Annotated in this window: 17 protein-coding genes; 8 read left to right on the top strand and 9 right to left on the bottom strand. The window is 71.9% G+C overall.

Annotated features, from left to right (window positions below; all coding sequences use genetic code 11):
- Nucleotides 1-68 precede the first annotated feature (68 nt).
- A complete protein-coding gene (locus ACZ303_RS13765; RefSeq protein ID WP_467339025.1) occupies nucleotides 69-1,991 on the top strand; it encodes an ABC transporter permease in 1,923 nt (640 codons plus the stop codon).
- Nucleotides 1,981-2,949 carry an ABC transporter substrate-binding protein gene (locus tag ACZ303_RS13760; RefSeq protein ID WP_467338456.1) on the top strand — a complete coding sequence of 323 codons (969 nt, stop codon included), beginning with the start codon at nucleotides 1,981-1,983 and terminating at the stop codon, nucleotides 2,947-2,949. Before ACZ303_RS13765 ends, ACZ303_RS13760 begins: the two co-directional genes overlap by 11 nt.
- A 243-nt stretch (nucleotides 2,950-3,192) precedes the next feature.
- On the opposite strand, the gene ACZ303_RS13755 is transcribed toward ACZ303_RS13760, so the two are convergent.
- Nucleotides 3,193-3,480 carry an SCO4848 family membrane protein gene (locus ACZ303_RS13755; RefSeq protein ID WP_467338454.1) on the bottom strand — a complete coding sequence of 96 codons (288 nt, stop codon included), beginning with the start codon at nucleotides 3,478-3,480 and terminating at the stop codon, nucleotides 3,193-3,195.
- 112 nt (nucleotides 3,481-3,592) lie between these two features.
- Between ACZ303_RS13755 and ACZ303_RS13750 the strand changes: the two genes are divergently transcribed.
- Nucleotides 3,593-4,855 (top strand): D-alanyl-D-alanine carboxypeptidase family protein, encoded by a 1,263-nt coding sequence (locus ACZ303_RS13750; protein WP_467338452.1) that lies wholly within the window; start codon nucleotides 3,593-3,595, stop codon nucleotides 4,853-4,855.
- Here ACZ303_RS13750 and ACZ303_RS13745 read toward each other — a convergent pair.
- From ACZ303_RS13745 to trpS, 3 genes are all read right to left on the bottom strand, one after another.
- Complete coding sequence (locus ACZ303_RS13745; RefSeq protein WP_467338450.1) at nucleotides 4,758-5,750, bottom strand: YihY/virulence factor BrkB family protein; 993 nt, start codon at nucleotides 5,748-5,750, stop codon at nucleotides 4,758-4,760. The two genes, ACZ303_RS13750 and ACZ303_RS13745, sit on opposite strands and share 98 nt — an antisense overlap.
- Nucleotides 5,751-5,813: 63 nt before the next feature.
- Entirely contained in the window at nucleotides 5,814-6,398 is a 585-nt protein-coding gene (locus ACZ303_RS13740; protein ID WP_467338448.1) for a 2'-5' RNA ligase family protein, read from the bottom strand.
- A gap of 178 nt (nucleotides 6,399-6,576) precedes the next feature.
- Complete coding sequence (trpS, locus tag ACZ303_RS13735) at nucleotides 6,577-7,596, bottom strand: tryptophan--tRNA ligase (protein WP_467338446.1); 1,020 nt, start codon at nucleotides 7,594-7,596, stop codon at nucleotides 6,577-6,579.
- Between the two features lie 94 nt (nucleotides 7,597-7,690).
- Here trpS and rocD point away from each other — a divergent pair, with 94 nt between their 5' ends.
- Entirely contained in the window at nucleotides 7,691-8,896 is a 1,206-nt protein-coding gene (rocD, locus tag ACZ303_RS13730) for an ornithine--oxo-acid transaminase (protein ID WP_467338444.1), read from the top strand.
- 83 nt (nucleotides 8,897-8,979) lie between these two features.
- On the opposite strand, the gene ACZ303_RS13725 is transcribed toward rocD, so the two are convergent.
- The 4 genes from ACZ303_RS13725 to pdxR all read right to left on the bottom strand — a co-directional run bounded on the left by ACZ303_RS13725 (nucleotide 8,980) and on the right by pdxR (nucleotide 12,345).
- Nucleotides 8,980-9,177: a hypothetical protein gene (locus tag ACZ303_RS13725; protein WP_467338442.1), complete on the bottom strand. Its 198-nt coding sequence runs from the start codon at nucleotides 9,175-9,177 to the stop codon at nucleotides 8,980-8,982.
- Nucleotides 9,178-9,266: 89 nt separating this feature from the next.
- Nucleotides 9,267-10,451 carry a glutathionylspermidine synthase family protein gene (locus tag ACZ303_RS13720; RefSeq protein WP_467338440.1) on the bottom strand — a complete coding sequence of 395 codons (1,185 nt, stop codon included), beginning with the start codon at nucleotides 10,449-10,451 and terminating at the stop codon, nucleotides 9,267-9,269.
- A gap of 5 nt (nucleotides 10,452-10,456) precedes the next feature.
- Nucleotides 10,457-10,792, bottom strand: coding sequence for a hypothetical protein (locus tag ACZ303_RS13715; protein ID WP_467338438.1), 336 nt, complete (start codon nucleotides 10,790-10,792; stop codon nucleotides 10,457-10,459).
- A gap of 101 nt (nucleotides 10,793-10,893) precedes the next feature.
- Nucleotides 10,894-12,345 carry a MocR-like pyridoxine biosynthesis transcription factor PdxR gene (gene pdxR, locus ACZ303_RS13710; RefSeq protein WP_467338436.1) on the bottom strand — a complete coding sequence of 484 codons (1,452 nt, stop codon included), beginning with the start codon at nucleotides 12,343-12,345 and terminating at the stop codon, nucleotides 10,894-10,896.
- Nucleotides 12,346-12,392: 47 nt separating this feature from the next.
- Here pdxR and ACZ303_RS13705 point away from each other — a divergent pair, with 47 nt between their 5' ends.
- From ACZ303_RS13705 to ACZ303_RS13695, 3 genes are all read left to right on the top strand, one after another.
- Entirely contained in the window at nucleotides 12,393-12,884 is a 492-nt protein-coding gene (locus tag ACZ303_RS13705; RefSeq protein ID WP_467338434.1) for a carboxymuconolactone decarboxylase family protein, read from the top strand.
- Nucleotides 12,881-13,603: an isocitrate lyase/PEP mutase family protein gene (locus ACZ303_RS13700; RefSeq protein WP_467338432.1), complete on the top strand. Its 723-nt coding sequence runs from the start codon at nucleotides 12,881-12,883 to the stop codon at nucleotides 13,601-13,603. The genes ACZ303_RS13705 and ACZ303_RS13700 overlap by 4 nt, the downstream gene beginning before the upstream one ends.
- Before the next feature lie 164 nt (nucleotides 13,604-13,767).
- Nucleotides 13,768-15,318, top strand: coding sequence for an ABC transporter substrate-binding protein (locus ACZ303_RS13695; RefSeq protein ID WP_467338430.1), 1,551 nt, complete (start codon nucleotides 13,768-13,770; stop codon nucleotides 15,316-15,318).
- Between the two features lie 7 nt (nucleotides 15,319-15,325).
- Here ACZ303_RS13695 and ACZ303_RS13690 read toward each other — a convergent pair whose 3' ends face one another.
- A complete protein-coding gene (locus tag ACZ303_RS13690) occupies nucleotides 15,326-16,111 on the bottom strand; it encodes an alpha/beta fold hydrolase (RefSeq protein WP_467338428.1) in 786 nt (261 codons plus the stop codon).
- 61 nt (nucleotides 16,112-16,172) lie between these two features.
- Here ACZ303_RS13690 and ACZ303_RS13685 point away from each other — a divergent pair, with 61 nt between their 5' ends.
- Nucleotides 16,173-16,565 carry a MerR family transcriptional regulator gene (locus ACZ303_RS13685; protein ID WP_467338426.1) on the top strand — a complete coding sequence of 131 codons (393 nt, stop codon included), beginning with the start codon at nucleotides 16,173-16,175 and terminating at the stop codon, nucleotides 16,563-16,565.
- Nucleotides 16,566-16,580: the final 15 nt, after the last annotated feature.

The raw sequence follows: 16,580 nt of genomic DNA, 5'->3' as shown, positions 1-16,580 counted from the left end.
CCACCTCCACCGCCCGCGGCGCCACCGGCGCCGAGGCGACCGACGCCGTGCGCCGGAAGGGCCTCGGGATGCTACGAGCCCTCGCCGCCAGACCTGCCGCCCGCAAGCTCCTCGTGCTCGCCGTCGCCGCGGCCGTCCTGGCCCCGCTCGCCGCCACCACCTGGGGCAACGGCACCTGGCCGCACGCCCTGACCGTCGACCTGAGCGGGTCGCTCGGCCGGGCCAACGACTGGATCATCGACAACCGCGACGGCCACTGGCTGTTCCTCTACTTCTTCGGCCACATCAGCGGCGCCATCATCGCCGCCGTCCACGCCGTCTACACCGTCCTGATCGCCCTCGGCTGGGCGGGCGTGACGGCCGGCGCGGCGCTGCTCGCCTGGCGGGTGGCCGGCGTCAAGGTCGCCGCCACCACGCTCGTGTCGTTCGCCGTGTGCGGGCTGCTCGGCATGTGGGTGCCGACGATGCGCACGCTCGCGCTGATGGTCGTCGCCGTCGCCGCGTCCGTCGTCGTCGGGGTGCTGCTGGGTCTCGCGGGCGGGCTGTCGGACCGGATGTTCCGCGCCATGCGCCCCGTCCTGGACACCATGCAGGCGCTGCCCGCCTTCGCCTACCTGCTGCCCGTCGTGCTGATCTTCGGCATCGGCGTCGCCCCCGCCGTCCTGGCCACCGTCGTCTACGCGGCCCCGCCCATGGCGCGGCTGACCGCGCTGGGCCTGCGCGCCACCGACAAGGGCGTGCTGGAGGCCGCGGCCTCGCTCGGTGCGACCGGCCGCCAGCGGCTGCTGACCGTACGGCTGCCGCTCGCCCGCCGCGAGCTGCTCCTCGGCGTCAACCAGACCATCATGATGGCCCTGTCCATGGCCGTCATCGCGTCCGTCATCGGCGCCGACGGCCTCGGTGACCGCGTCTACCAGGCCCTGTCGACAGTCGACGTCGGCAGCGCCCTGGCCGCGGGCATCCCCATCGTGCTGCTGGCGATCGTCCTGGACCGCACGACCGCCGCCGCGGGCGAGCGCACGGGCACCCAGGCCGCCGGCCGGCCCTGGGCGCGCTGGGCGCTCGTCGCCGCCGTCACCGCGGCCGCCGCCGTCGCGGCCCGCCTCCTGGACTCCAAGGTCTGGCCCGACCACTGGACCGTGGCCATCGCCGCGCCGGTCAACGACGCCAAGGACTGGATGGTCGACCACCTCTACTCCGGCGTCCCCGGCATCGGCGGCACCGCCGACTGGGCCGCCCGCTACACCGGCTGGATCCTCGACCCGCTGCGCGACGGCCTCCAGGGCCTGCCCTGGTGGGGCGCCCTGCTGCTGGTCGCCGGCCTCGCCTGGCTGATCGGCACCTGGCGCACCGCGCTGACCGCCGTCCTCTCCCTGGCCGCGATCGGCGTGCTCGACCGCTGGGAGGTCTCCATGGACACCCTCTCCCAGGTGATCGCGGCCGTCGCCGTCACGCTCGTCCTCGGCTTCGCCATCGCCGTGCCCGTCGCGCGCTCCACGCGCGTGGAGCGGGTGCTGCGCCCGGTCCTGGACGTCTTCCAGACGATGCCGCAGTTCGTGTACCTGATCCCCGTCGTCGCCCTCTTCGGCATCGGCCGGGCCCCGGCCGCCGCGGCCGCGATCGTCTACGCGCTGCCCGCCGTCGTCCGCATCGCCGGCCAGGGCCTGCGCCAGGTCGACCCCGGCGCGCTGGAGTCCGCCCGCTCGATGGGCGCGACCAGCGGCCAGCAGCTGCGCCAGGTGCAGTTCCCGCTGGCCCGCCCGGAGCTGCTGCTCGCGGTCAACCAGGCCGTGGTGCTCGTCCTGTCCGTCGTCATCATCGGCGGCCTCGTCGGCGGTGGCGCGCTCGGCTACGAGGTGGTCTTCGGCCTCGCCCAGGGCGACCTGGCCACCGGGCTCGTCGCGGGCGCCGCGATCGTCTGCCTGGGACTGATGCTCGACCGGGTCACCCAGCCGACGAAGTCGAACAAGGAGGCCCGTGATGGCTCGTAAGCTGATCGCCGGCGCCGCCGGTGCCCTGTGTCTGCTCGCCGCCACCGGCTGCGGCGCGGCCGACATGACCAAGCAGTCCTCGCCCTACGCCGACGCGCAGGGCACCAAGACCGTCACCCTGTCCGTGCAGTCGTGGGTGGGCGCCCGCGCCAACGCCGCCGTCGCCCAGTACCTCCTGCAGCACGAGCTCGGCTACCGCGTCGACACCGTGCAGGTGGACGAGGTGCCGGCGTGGGACGCCCTCAGCCAGGGCCGCGTCGACGCGATCCTGGAGGACTGGAGCCACCCGGACCAGGAGAAGCGGTACGTCCAGGACAAGAAGACGATCGTCCCGGGCGGCGACCTCGGCGTCACCGGCCACATCGGCTGGTACGTACCGAAGTACTTCGCCGACGCCCACCCGGACGTCCTCGACTGGAAGAACCTCAACAAGTACGCCTCGCAGCTGCGCACCGCCGAGAGCGGCGGCAAGGGCCAGGTGCTCGACGGCTCGCCGTCCTACGTCACCAACGACAAGGCGCTCGTGAAGAACCTCGGCCTGGACTACCAGGTCGTCTTCGCGGGCTCCGAGGCGGCGCAGATCACCCAGATCCAGCAGTTCGCGAAGAAGAAGCAGCCCTTCCTCACCTATTGGTACGAGCCGCAGTGGCTCTTCAACGAGGTGCCGATGGTGGAGGTGAAGCTGCCGGAGTACACCGACGCCTGCGCCGAGAAGGGCGCCGAGGACCCGTCGACGGTCGACTGCGCGTATCCCACGCAGTCGCTGAAGAAGTTCCTCAACGCGGAGTTCACGCACAAGGGCGGCAAGGCCGCGCGCTTCCTGAAGAACTTCAAGTGGTCGAAGGCGGACCAGAACGAAGTGGCGCAGATGATCGCCGAGGACAAGCTCTCCGCCGACGAGGCGGCGAAGCGGTGGGTGCAGCGGCACCCGGACGTGTGGAAGGCGTGGCTTCCGTAGCCTTCACGAGCACGACGGATGTGTCCTCGATCGCCGGACGGCCCGAAGCGGGCCGGTCCGGCGATCGGTGCTTCTGAGGATCACGGTCCCTCGAATGAACAAGCGGTTGTGACCCAGGCGCATGGTCCACTCCGGTCGTGGTCATGCGTACTCGTCGGGGTCTCCGCCGTACTGAGCAAACGTTCGAGTGCTGCCTGGTTCGGGTCGGCGGCGGGGTCGGGACGACCTCGCCGTACCGGCCCCTTATGACGTGCGCCGCAACGCCCTCACGCCACGCAACCCGATGATCCCGACAGCCGTCCCCAGAAGAAACGAGGTGATCGCGAGCGCGAGATGGACCCAGAAGTACGCCGTCGGATCGCCCGCGTCGTCAAAGGCGAGCCCGCTGCCGTCCTTCCACAAATTCTTCGCGAAGGTGATCCAGATGAACCAGCTCCACACCCCGAAGGCGAGCAGGAACCAGGCCACGGGGCGGGAGAGGGTGGCGGCGGCGCGTGGGGTCGGTGAGGCGTCCCCGGAAGAACTCAGCATGGGTTTCAGTATGCGTTCGGCTCCGCACACTGGTCCTATCGGGTCCTCGCCAGGGGTCCGTCCCGGTGAGGCAGCGACTACAAGCGCCACACAGCGGGGTACGTTCACGAACGTGCCGACGACGACATCACACACCCCGCGGTACGCCGCGACGCGACGCTACGGGGCCGCGCTCGCGGTCACCGCCTCGCTGCTCCTCCCGCTGATGACCGCCGCTCCCGCCCACGCCGACAATCCGGCCGACGGCAAGGGCGCCCCGAAGACCCCACCCGCGCGGATGTCGACGCTGGGGGGCGAGCTGCTGGGCAAACCCGGCCCTCAGGTGAAGCGCGGCCCGGGCGCCCCCGAACTGCCCCAGGACCTCTCCGGCCGGTCGTGGCTGGTGGCCGACGCCGAGTCCGGGGAGATCCTCGCCGCGAACAACGCCCACTGGGAGCTGCCCCCGGCGTCCACCCTGAAGATGCTCTTCGCCGACACGGTGCTGCCCAAGCTGCCCCGCAACGCCACCCACAAGGTGCTGCCCTCCGACCTGGAGGGCATGGGCGCGGGCAGCAGCGCGGTCGGGGTCAAGGAGGGCTCGTCCTACACCGTCCACGACCTGTGGCTGGGCGTCTTCCTGCGCTCGGGCAACGACGCGGTGCGGGTGCTCTCCGCCATGAACGGCGGCGTCGAGCGGACCGTCAGGGACATGCAGGCCCACGCGGACGACCTGCGGGCGCGGGACACACACGTCATCAGTCCCGACGGCTACGACGCGGACGGGCAGGTCTCCAGCGCGTACGACCTGACGCTGTTCGCCCGCTCGGGCCTGCAGAAGGCGGACTTCCGGGAGTACTGCGCGACGGTGACGGCGAAGTTCCCGGGCGAGGAGAAGCCGGGCAAGAAGCGCGAGAGCTTCTCCATCGTCAACACCAACCGGCTGCTCACCGGCGAGGGCATGCCCGACAACCAGCCCTACAAGGGCATGGCGGGGGTGAAGAACGGCTCCACGACCAACGCCGGGAACACCTTCACCGGCGTCGCCCAGCACGACGGCCGCAAGCTGCTGGTCACCGTCATGAACCCGGAGAAGACCGAGCAGTACCAGGTCTACAAGGAGACCCGGGCGCTGCTGGACTGGGGCTTCGAGGCGGCCGGCCACGTCCAGCCCGTCGGCGTGCTCGTGGCGCCCAAGGGCATGGCGGACAAGCCCGGCGGCAAGGACGGCGTCCAGGCCTCCGAGCACGCCCAGGCGTCGGTCGCCGGGGGCACGGGCGGGATGTGGACGGCCGTCGGGATCACGGCCGGCGCGCTGGTGGTGCTGGCCGTGGCGGGGTTCGTGGTGCACCGCCGCCATCCGCTGCCGGAGCTGGTGCGCCGTCGCCCGCGGCAGTGACCGTGCCGCCTCCGGACCCGGCCTCCTCGCCGGGCCCGGAGGCGGCGTCCCCGGCGCCCTGTGACGGGGTGGCCGTCCACGCGGCGCAGAAGAGGGTGAGCTTCGCCGTGAAGTTGATCCACAGCAGCAGGGCGACCGGGGTGCCGAACGCCCCGTACATGCTCTTGGCCGCCACCTGCTGCAGATAGCCGCTGATCAGCAGCTTCAGCAGCTCGAAGCCGACCGCGCCGATCAGCGCGCCCACCACCAGGCGGCGCGGCTCGGGGTGCACGCCGGGCAGCCGGGAGAGCACGTAGAGCATCATCAGGAAGTCGGCGAGCACGGCGATGCAGAAGCCCAGCGCGGTCAGCAGCCCGCCGACGCCGTCCAGGCCCGCCTTGTCGACCACCCAGCCCACGGCCGAGGTGGCGAACGCCGAGCAGGCGAAGGACACCAGGGCGACCCCGCCCAGGCCCAGCAGCAGCAACCCGTCCTTGAGCTTGAGCAGGACGGGGTTGCCGGGGTCCTCCTCCTTCTGCCACACCGCCCGCAGGCATTCGCGCAGGGAGCCGACCCAGCCCATTCCCGTGAAGAGCAACAGGGCACCGGCGACGACGCCGACCGTGCCGGCGTTGTCGACCAGGGTGCTGAGGTCGAGCTGGCCGGAGATGCCGGGCACCTGCTCGGCGAGCTTGTGCTCCAGATCCCGCATCTGCTGGTCGGTGAGCAACGCCGCGCCGATCGCCGCGCCCACGGTGACCAGCGGAAAGAGCGAGAGAAAGCTGGTGAAGGTGATCGCCGCCGCGAGCCGGGCCCACTTCGCCCGGTCCAGCGTCTCGTACGAGCGCCACGCGTGGGTGCGCATCAGCCGGGCGATCAGGGGTCCGATCACCGGCAGCCGGGTCAGCCAGTCCATGGTCCACACCTACCATCTCCACGATGGCTGTACGCGTACCCCGGAAAGCGCGCGGTGACCGCTCTAACGGGAGGCCGCCGGGGGGCGTGCGATGTCCGTCTGGCGCGGCATGGCGGATTCCGCGCTCTCCTCGAAGGGGTACTCGCGCTCCAGCCGCCAGACGCCGTCCCCGCCCTGTTCGTACAGGGCGAAGCCGGTGATCGTCCAGGCGGCCTCGAAGTCCGCCAGCTCCTCATAGGCCCGGTCCATGGCCTCCTCGGCGATGCCGTGGGCGATGGTGACGTGCGGGTGGTACGGGAACTGGAGCTCGCGGGCGACCGGCCCGGAGGCGTCCCGGACGCGCTTCTGGAGCCAGGCGCAGGAGGAGGCGCCCTCGACCACATTGACGTAGACGACCGGCGACAGGGGGCGGAAGGTGCCGGTGCCGGACAGGCGCATCCGGAACGGGCGGCCGAGGGCCGCCACGTCGGCGAGGTGGCGCTCGATCGCGGGCAGGGAGGAGCCGTCGACCTCGGTGGGCGGCAGCAGGGTGACGTGGGTGGGGATGCCGTGCGCGTGCGGGTCCCCGAAGCCCTCGCGGCGCTTCTGGAGGAAGCTGCCGTACGGCTCCGGGACCGCGATCGAAACGCCGAGCGTTACGGTCCCCATTGCGTTCTCCCTCCTGTGCGCCTGTACGTCCCCGTGGCCAGTGTGACGGCTGAGCCGCACCTGGTGCCAGGTCCGCTGGTCCCGCGCGCACGGGACCATGGCCACGTGCGTGCGCCCGACCGGGCCCGTCAATGCTCTTGCCCGGGGCCCGGCGGTGCTATGTGTCAGTGCCGATCGATCAGTGCTTCGCGGGCAGGAAGCCCACCTTGTCGTACGCCCGTGCGAGGGTCTCGCCGGCGACCGCGCGGGCCTTCTCGGCGCCCTTCGCCAGGACGGCGTCCAGCGTCTCCGGGTCGTCCAGGTATTCCTGCGTACGGGCCCGGAAGGGGGTCACCCACTCCACCATCACCTCGGCGAGGTCGGTCTTGAGCGCACCGTAGCCCTTGCCCTCGTACTTCTGCTCCAGTTCGGCGATTCCCGCGCCGGTGAGCGTGGCGTAGATGGTCAGCAGGTTACTGACACCGGGCTTCTTCTCGGCGTCGAAGCGGATCACCGTGTCGGTGTCGGTGACCGCGCTCTTGATCTTCTTCGCGGAGACCTTGGGCTCGTCGAGGAGGTTGATCAGGCCCTTCGGGTTGGCCGCCGACTTGCTCATCTTCGCCGTCGGGTCCTGCAGGTCGTAGATCTTCGCCGTCTCGCGCACGATGTGCGGCGCGGGCATGGTGAAGGTGTCGCCGAACCGGGTGTTGAAGCGCTCGGCGAGATCGCGGGTGAGCTCGATGTGCTGACGCTGGTCCTCGCCCACCGGCACGGCGTCCGCCTGGTAGAGCAGGATGTCGGCGACCTGGAGGACGGGGTACGTGAACAGGCCCACCGTGGTCTGACCGGCGCCCTGCTTCGCCGACTTGTCCTTGAACTGCGTCATGCGCGACGCCTCGCCGAAGCCGGTGAGGCAGTTCATCACCCAGGCGAGCTGGGCGTGCTCGGGCACGTGGCTCTGCACGAAGAGGGTGCAGCGCTCCGGGTCCAGGCCCGCGGCCAGCAGCTGGGCGGCGGCGATCCGGGTGTTGGCGCGCAGCTCCTTCGGGTCCTGCGGAACGGTGATCGCGTGCAGGTCGACCACCATGTAGAAGGCGTCGTGGGTCTCTTGCAGCGCCACGTACTGCCGGACGGCACCGAGGTAGTTCCCGAGGTGGAACGAGCCTGCGGTGGGCTGGATACCGGAGAGAGCGCGCGGACGATCAAGGGCCATGCGCACATTCTCTCAGGTGTGGAAGCGGACCCGTCCCGGCGGTGGGGTGCTGGTAGTAGAAAGTAGGAACAGCATGCCCGCATACCGAACGGAGCACACGGTGACATCCACGGATCGCAGCATCGCCGCCGCCGAGGCCCACAGCGCGCACAACTACCATCCGTTGCCGGTCGTCGTCGCGTATGCGGAGGGGGCGTGGATGACGGATGTCGAGGGGCGGCGCTATCTCGACATGCTGGCCGGGTACTCCGCGCTCAACTTCGGCCATGGCAACCGCCGTCTGATCAACGCCGCGAAAGCACAGCTCGATCGGGTGACGCTCACCTCGCGCGCGTTCCACCACGACCGGTTCGCGGAGTTCTGCGCCGAGCTCGCCGCCCTGTGCGGCAAGGAGATGGTGCTGCCGATGAACACCGGTGCGGAGGCGGTCGAGACGGCCGTGAAGACCGCCCGCAAGTGGGGCTACCGCGTCAAGGGCGTGCCCGCAGGCCAGGCGAAGATCATCGTGGCCGACAACAACTTCCACGGCCGCACCACCACGATCATCAGCTTCTCCACGGACGAGGAGGCCCGCGCCGACTACGGCCCGTACACCCCGGGCTTCGAGATCGTTCCCTACGGCGACCTCGCGGCGCTGGAGGCGGCCGTCGACGACAACACCGTCGCCGTGCTGCTGGAGCCCATCCAGGGCGAGGCCGGCGTCCTCGTACCGCCGGCGGGCTACCTCCAGGGCGTGCGGCGGCTGACCGCGGAGCGGAACGTGCTGTTCATCGCGGACGAGATCCAGTCCGGGCTGGGCCGCACGGGCAGAACCTTCGCCTGTGATCACGAGGACGTCGTCCCCGACATGTACGTGCTGGGCAAGGCGCTCGGCGGCGGCGTGGTGCCGGTGTCGGCGGTGGTGGCCTCCCGCGAGATCCTCGGCGTGTACCGGCCCGGCGAGCACGGCTCGACCTTCGGCGGGAATCCGCTGGCGTGCGCGGTGGCGCTGGAGGTCGTGGCGATGCTGAAGTCCGGCGAGTTCCAGCAGCGGGCCACCGAGCTCGGCGAGCACCTCCACCACGAGCTGGGCCTGCTGGTCGGCGGCGGCGCGGTGGAGGCGGTGCGCGGGCGCGGCCTGTGGGCGGGCGTCGACATCACGCCCGCGAAGGGCACCGGGCGGCAGATCTCCGAGCGGCTGATGGACCGCCGCGTCCTGGTGAAGGACACCCACGGTTCCACGATCCGCATCGCCCCGCCGCTGGTGATCAGCAAGGAGGACCTGGACTGGGGCCTGGAGCAGCTGCGGGCCGTCCTGGAGGGCTGAGCGCGGACCGGGTGCCTCCCCGCCGGCCGGCCGGCGGGGAGGCACCCGCGATCACCCGGTGGCCACCGGGCCCTCACCTGCCCTCATACGTCGAAGTTCTCGTCGAAGGTGTCGCGGTCCCGCTGCCAGTGCTCCTGCTGGGACGGCTGCCGGGTCTTCTCCTGGACCTTCTCCTTGGCCTGGCGGGCGCGTCCCTCGACCGTCTGCTTGGCGTCCGACGCCTTGGCCTTCGCCTTGTCCGACGCCCGTTCCGCCTTGTGCCGGTGCTGATGCTTGGCCATCGCTGTTCACTCCCGGGGGATGACGGGGATTGCCCTCGCCGCCAGGCTGACACGAGCCGACACGCCGCGCATGCGGAGCGCCCGGGGGATCAGCGGATGACGTGCGGCAGGAAGCGGGCGTAGCCGTCCGTGACGAGCCCCTCCGACTCGCGGATGCCCAGGCCCGCCGGCTCGCCCTCGACGACCCACGCGCCCAGCACCACGCGGTTGCCGTCGACGTCCGGGAGCGGCGCGAGCCGCTGGTAGCAGCACGGCTCGTCGCGCGGGGCGGGGTCGCTGCCCGCGGGGTGCACGGTCACTCCGTCGCCCTCGCGGCCGAGCAGCGGCTTGGCGACCCAGCCGTCGGTGCCGGCCAGCTCGCGGGGGCCGTCCAGATAGGCGGGCAGGAGGTTCGGGTGGCCGGGGAAGAGCTCCCACAGGACGGCCAGCAGGGCCTTGTTGGACAGGAGCATCTTCCAGGCCGGCTCGATCCACAGCGTGGAGCCCGTACCGCCGCCGTTGTCGAGGGTGTCCAGGGCGTGCGGGCCGAAGCGGTCGGTCGCCAGCCACTCCCAGGGGTAGAGCTTGAAGCAGGCGCGGATGAAGGCGTAGCGCTCGTCGACGAAGCGGCCGGAGACGTGGTCCCAGCCGATGTCCTCCATCGAGATGGCCCGGGTGGCGAGCCCCGCCTGCTCGGCGGTCTCGCGCAGATAGGCGACCGTCATCAGGTCCTCGCCGAGCTCGTCGTCGGCCGAGTGCGCGAAGTGCAGGGGCGCGCCGGGCGGCAGCAGGGGCGCCTGGCGCTTCCAGGCGTCGACGAGCCGTTCGTGCAGGGAGTTCCACTGGTCGCAGTCGGGGAAACGATCCTCCATCCAGAACCACTGGGCGCTCGCGGCCTCCACCAGCGAGGTGGGCGTGTCGGCGTTGTACTCCAGCATCTTGGCCGGGCCCTCGCCGTCGTAGCGCAGGTCGAAGCGGCCGTAGACGGAGGGGAGTTCGGCGCGCCGGCGCCAGGACTCGGTGATCAGCGCGGCCAGCCCCGGGTCGGTGATGCCGAGGTCGGCGAAGCGGTCGCGGGTCACGATGTGCGCGGCGGCGGTCAGGCACATCTCGTGCAGCTCGGCCACGGTCTCCTCCAGCGCCTCTATCTCGGCGATGGTGAAGGAGTAGTACGCGCTCTCGTCCCAGTACGGGCGCAGCGAGCCGTCCGGGTGGCGGGTGAGGGGGTAGATGAGGCCCTGTTCCTCGACCGTGGACTGCCAGGCCGGGCGCGGGGTGATCCGGTGCCGTCGCACGCCGCTCAGCCCCCGCCCGAGCCGGAGCCGGAGCAGCCGAAGCCGCCGCGGTCGACGGCCTGGCTCTTGCTGAAGGTGCCGTTCTCGGCGTAGCCGCCGGACTTGCCGGAGCCGTAGTACCAGCGGCCGGAGCCGCTCGAACCACTGCTGCTGCTGCCGCTGCCGCCCTTGCACGCCTTGGAGTCGACGACGCGGTAGCCGCGTACGGAGTCGTAGCTGTTCGGGTCGACGCAGCGCTTGTCCGGTTCCGAGCCGCAGGATGTCAGCGCGGCCGCGAGCGCGCCCATCCCGCCGAGTATCACCGTCGACGACCGCAGTCGCCTACGTGTCTTCTCCGCCATGTGTCCGACCCCCGTCAGTTCACGTTTCTCCAGCGCGTTCACCCTAAGGGGCGAACGCGGGCAGGTTACGCGGGGTAGCCGGGGGCCCGGCCGGGCGGGGTTCAGTCGGCCGGGGGCAGCGCGCGCAGCAGCGCGTCCAGGGCGCCCGCGAAGGCGTGGTCGGGCGGTGTGCCATAGGCGACGATCAGGCCGTCCGGGCCCTCGACGTCCCGGTCGGCCCCGCCGCCGTAGCGGAAGCGGGAGAGGCCCTCCAGCGCCAGCCCCTGCCAGGCCGCGGCCTGCACGGTGGCCCGCTCGGTGCCGGGCGGGAGTTCGAGGACGGCGTGCAGACCGGCGGCGATGCCGGTGACGCGGATGTGCGGGGCGTGCTCGGCGAGGGCGGTCACGAGCTGGTCGCGGCGGCGCCGGTAGCGCAGCCGCATCGCGCGGACGTGACGGTCGTACGCGCCGCTCGTGATCAACTCCGCGAGGGTCAGCTGATCGAGGGTGCCCGAGTTCCACTCCCCGGCCTGCTTCACCTTCAGCACATCGCCCACCAGGTGCTCCGGAAGCACCATCCAGGAGAGCCGCAGCCCGGGCGCCAGCGACTTGCTGGCCGTGCCGAAGTAGACGACGCGCTCGGGGTTGAGCCCCTGGAGACAGCCGACGGGCTGGCGGTCGTAGCGGAACTCGCCGTCGTAGTCGTCCTCCAGGATCAGCCCGCCGGTGCGCACCGCCCAGTCGACGACGGCGGCACGCCGGTCGGGGTGCAGCGGCACACCCGTGGGGAACTGGTGGGCGGGCGTGAGCAGCGCCGCCCGTACGGCCTTGCGCTCCTCCAACTGCTCGATCGCCGCGCCGAACCGATCGACCTTCAGCTCCGAGCAGCGCACCCCGGTCCGTTCCAGGGCCTCGTGGTGGAACCACAGCCCGTACTCCTCGACGCCCATCTCGCGCGTCCCGCGCCGTCGCAGCACCCGGCTCAGCAGGGCCAGCCCCTGGGTGGAGCCCGCGCACACCACGATCCGCCCGGCGTCCGCGCGCACGCCCCGGGCCCGCGCCAGATAGTCCGCGAGGGCGCTCCGCAGCTCGACGCGGCCGCGCTGGTCGACGTGGCCGAACGCCTCGTGCGGGGCGGCCGTCAGGGCCCGCCGGGCGGCGGAGAGCCAGGCGGCGCGCGGGAAGGCGGAGACGTCGGCGCTGCCGGGCCGCAGGTCGTAGGCGGGCCGCCGGGCCGTGCGGGGCGGGGTGGAGCCGCGCTCGGGCGCGCGGGGAGCGGCCCGCCGGGCCACCCGGGTGCCCGAGCCCTGGCGCGCGGTGAGCCAGCCCTCGGCGACCAGCTCGCCGTACGCGTCGGCGACGGTGTTGCGGGCCAGGCACAGGTCGGCGGCCAGGGAACGGGAGGAGGGCAGCCGGGTACCGGGCGCCAGACGGCCCGTACGGACGGCGTCGCGCAGGGCGCGGATCAAGGAGGCCCGTACGCCGCCCGGACCGCTCAGGTCCAGGTCCAGATGCAGGTCGGCGCCGCTGCCGGCCCCGGTGCCGCCATCCGAAGTGGCCCACGTTTTCTCCATGGGAGTGGACCATACCGGTGGGCTACCCCTGCCCTAGGCTCGTGCCCATGACGACGACGGACACCACCCACACCACCCACCACCACGCCCCGCGGATGCTGCTCCACGAGATCGCCCCCGAGGTGCAGAAGGCGATGATCGGCCTGGAGCGGGCCGCCCGCAAGGGCCTCGAACCGGGTCTGATCGAGCTGGTCAAGATCCGCGCCTCGCAGATCAACCGCTGCGCCTTCTGCCTCGACATGCACACCAAGGACGCCCGCCGCATGGGTGAGAGCGAGGAGCGCCTCTTCCTCCTCAACGCGTGGGAGGAGGCCATCGGCTACTACACCGAGAAGGAGCAGGCGGCGCTCGCCCTCACCGAGGCGATGACCGTCCTCACCGACGGCTTCGTGCCCGACGCGGTGTACGAGCGCGCCGCCCGCAGCTTCGGCGAGCAGGAGCTGGCCCAGCTGATCTCCATGATCGTCACGATCAACGCCTGGAACCGGATCGGCGTGACCACCCGCCTGTACCCCGGCGCCTACCAGGCGTCGGCGTGACCGCCACCGCCTTCCGCGCCCTGCACCACCCCCGGGGCTCCGCCGGCCCCCTCGTACTGCCCGGCCCCTGGGACGCCGCCAGCGCCCGCGCCTTCGCGGACGCCGGTTTCCCGGCGCTGGCCACGCCGAGCGCGGGGGTCTCGGCGTCGCTGGGGTACGAGGACGGTGCCACACCGCCGGCGGAGATGTTCGCGGCGGTCGCCCGGATCGCCCGCGCCGTGGACGTGCCCGTATCGGCGGACATCGAGGACGGCTACGGCCTGGCGCCCCGCGAGCTCGTCGAGCGGCTGCTGGAGACGGGCGCGGTCGGCTGCAACCTGGAGGACAGCGAACGCGCCTCACAGGCCCTGAAGGACCCGCGCCGGCAGGCGGACTGGCTGGCCGAGGTGCGGGCGGAGGCGGGCGACGCGCTCGTCGTCAACGCCCGCATCGACACGTTCCTCAGGGGCGAGCCGGACCTGGACGCCGCGCTGGTACGCGGCCGCCTCTACGCGGAGGCGGGCGCGGACTGCCTCTACCCGATCCTGGCCCCGCCGGAGCTGCTGGCGCCGCTCGCGGAGGGGACGGGCCTGCCGGTGAACGCCTTCGCCCGCGCGGGTGGGCCGTCACCCCAGGAGCTGGGCGCGCTCGGCGCCGCCCGGGTGACCTTCGGGGGCGGGCTGCACAGGCGGGCTATGGCGGGTGTGGCGGAGATGGCGGCGGAGTTGCTGGGGGTGTAGCGGTTCCGGGCGCGGGTCCTGCGGCACATGCCGGAGGACGGCAGGCATAGCGGGACGATTCCCGGCGCTCCGGCCCCTGCTGACGATCACTTGGCCTATTCCCCGGACGTATGCGCGTTCGTATGTTTGAGTGATGCGCATCACTGGGCGGAGGGGGCGCGGGGATGCGTTGGGTCCGGGTTCGGGCGGCTGCGATGTGCGCGGGACTGCTGGCGGGGTCCGCCGGCTGCGGGATGGTGTCCACGGGGGAGCGGGACGAGGGGCCGATCACGGTCGGCACCATCGACACGGTCACGGCGCTCGATCCGGCGGGCGCCTACGACGCGGGCTCCTGGGCGCTGTTCAGCAACGTCTACCAGTCGCTGCTGACCTTCACGCCCGGCTCCAGCGCCCCGGTCGCTGACGCCGCGAGCCGCTGCGACTTCAAGGGCGGCGACTTACGCACGTACGTGTGCGAGCTGCGCGAGGGCCTGAAGTTCAGCAACGGCCGGGAGATGACGGCGGGGGACGTGAAGTTCTCCTTCGACCGGATCTCCCGCATCAACTCGCCCCAGGGGCCGGGGCAGCTGCTGGAGACCCTCCGCTCGGTGGAGGCGGCCGGCCGGACGGTGACCTTCCGGCTGCGGGTGCCGGACGCCACCTTCCCGTTCAAGATCGCCACCGGCGCCGGGGCCATCGTGGACTCCACGCGCTACCCCGCCGACCGGTTACGCCCGGGCGACGCCGTGGACGGCTCCGGCCCGTACGTCCTCAAGAGCTACCAGGCCGGCACCCGCGCCGAGCTGAAGCCCAACAAGAGCTATCTGGGCGGCGTCAAGCGCAAGGGCGAGGCCGTGACCGTCCGCTATTTCCGTGACCCGGCGGCGATGGCCCAGGCGTGGAAGCGGCGGAGCATCGACGTCGCCGGGCGCCAGCTGCCGCCGGCCGTCATCGCCCAGCAGTCGCCGTCGGACTCGGCCGTGAAGCTGATGGAGAGCGCGGGCGCCACCACCCGCTCACTGATCTTCAACCTGCGGGACGGGTCACCGGTGAAGGACGTCGCGGTGCGCCGGGCCGTCGCCGCCGTCATCGACCGGGTCGCCCTCGCGCGCGACATCCACCTGCGGACGGTCGAGCCGCTGTACTCCCTCATCCCGCAGGGCCTCACCGGCCACACCACGTCCTTCTTCGACGCCTACCCCGAGCCGGACCCGGACCGCGCCCGCGCCCTGCTGCGGCAGGCCGGCATCACCCGGCCGGTCGCCTTCCGCCTGGCCTACTCGCAGGGCGCCGCCACCGACGACGAGGCGGCCCTGCTGAAGCGGCAGCTGGAGGCCACCGGGCTGTTCGAGGTGACCACGCGGCACGTGGAGTGGAAGGAGTTCCAGGAGGGTTACGCCCGCGGCGCCTACGACGCCTACTGCGTCACCTGGGTCGCGGACTTCCCCGACCCGGACACCTTCACCACGCCCCTCGTCGGCAAGGGCTCCTCCCTCCACTCGGGCTACTACAGCACCCGCGTGGAGGACCGCATCCGCGCCACCCAGAAGAGCTACGAACGCAACCGCGTCGCCGGTGACTTCCGGGCCATCCAGCGGATCGTCGCCGAGGACGTCCCGCTGGTGCCGCTGTGGCAGCGGAAGGAGTACACCCTCAGCGGCTCCCAGATCTCCGGCACGCAGTATCTGACGGACGGCACGGGGATCTGGCGGCTGTGGCAGCTCGGCCGCATCTGACGGCAGATCAGAGGCCGTGCCTGGCCAGGAAACCCGTGATCAGCTTCTGCCACTCCTCGGGGCTCTCGGCCATCGGGATGTGACCCGTCTCGATCTCCGCGTACTCGGCACCGGGTATGTGATCCGCGAGGAAGCGTGAACCGGCGGGTGAGGCCAGGGTGTCCAGGGCGGTGGCGATGACCAGGGTGGGTACGGAGATCCCGGCGAGGTCGCCCGTGGTGTCCGCGGCCTGGACGACGGCCGCCTGGTCGGCGGCGCCGTCCGGGATACCGGCGGCCAGCACCTCGTAGAAGGCGTCGAGCTGCCCGGTGGGCACGGCGTTGAAGAACGGCGCACCGAAGCCGCTCAGGGCGACGAAGCGGGCGAACGTCTCCCGGTCCCCGTCGGCCAGCAGCTTCCGCCAGATGTCCAGGGAGGCGAGCAGCCGGTTGTCGGCCTTGGCCAGACCGGCCGTCAGCACCAGGCCGCGCACCCGCTCGGGGTGGCGGGCGGCGGCGCGTACGGACACGAGCGTGCCCAGCGAGTAGCCCACAAGGGTGAAAGTCTCCAGGCCCGCCCCGGTCGCGGAGGCGACCACCGCGTCGGCGAGCCCGTCGAGGGTCAGCGGCTCGGTCGCCCGGGGCGTGGCACCGGAGCCGGGGTAGTCGGGGGCGACGACGGTGTGCCCCTCGGCGAGGGCCGGGATGATCGGCAGGTAGTTGCCCTCGATGCTGCCGCCCGCGCCGTGCGCGAGCAGGACGCCGGGGCCGGATCCGTGGACGGTGGTGGCGAGGGACGCGGGAATCTGTGTCATGGGCAGGAGGTTGCCGTATGACATCAGTGTCAAGGTCAAGCCGGGTGGGGGAAGTCGCGCGATGCGGATCGGTGAACTGTCACGGCGGACCGGGGTGAGCCCGAGGCTGCTGCGCTATTACGAGCAGCAGGGCCTCCTCCGCTCCGAGCGGGACGCGAACGACTACCGCCGGTACGGGGCCGACGCGGTCGAACGCGTGACGCGCGTCCGCGAGCTCCTGGCCATCGGCCTCAGCACGGAGACCATTCGCGCATTGCTGCCTTGCGCCCAGGGCGGCCCTGCGCTGCTCTCCTGCTCCCATTCTGAGAGCACCCTCGACGCCCAGCTCGCCCGCGTCGACGAGGAGATCGAGGCCCTGCGCAACCGCCGCGCGGCCCTCCTCGACTACCGGACCGCCATGGCGGTCCGCCGCACCCAGGACGCGGCCCTGGCGCCGAGCGCGCTGCAGTCGTGAGCGATGCCGTTGAAG

It is taken from the genome of Streptomyces sp. NPDC023527 (assembly GCF_055560115.1).
Note: the sequence above shows the minus strand (reverse complement) of the source record. Positions and strands in the feature narration are given on the sequence as shown.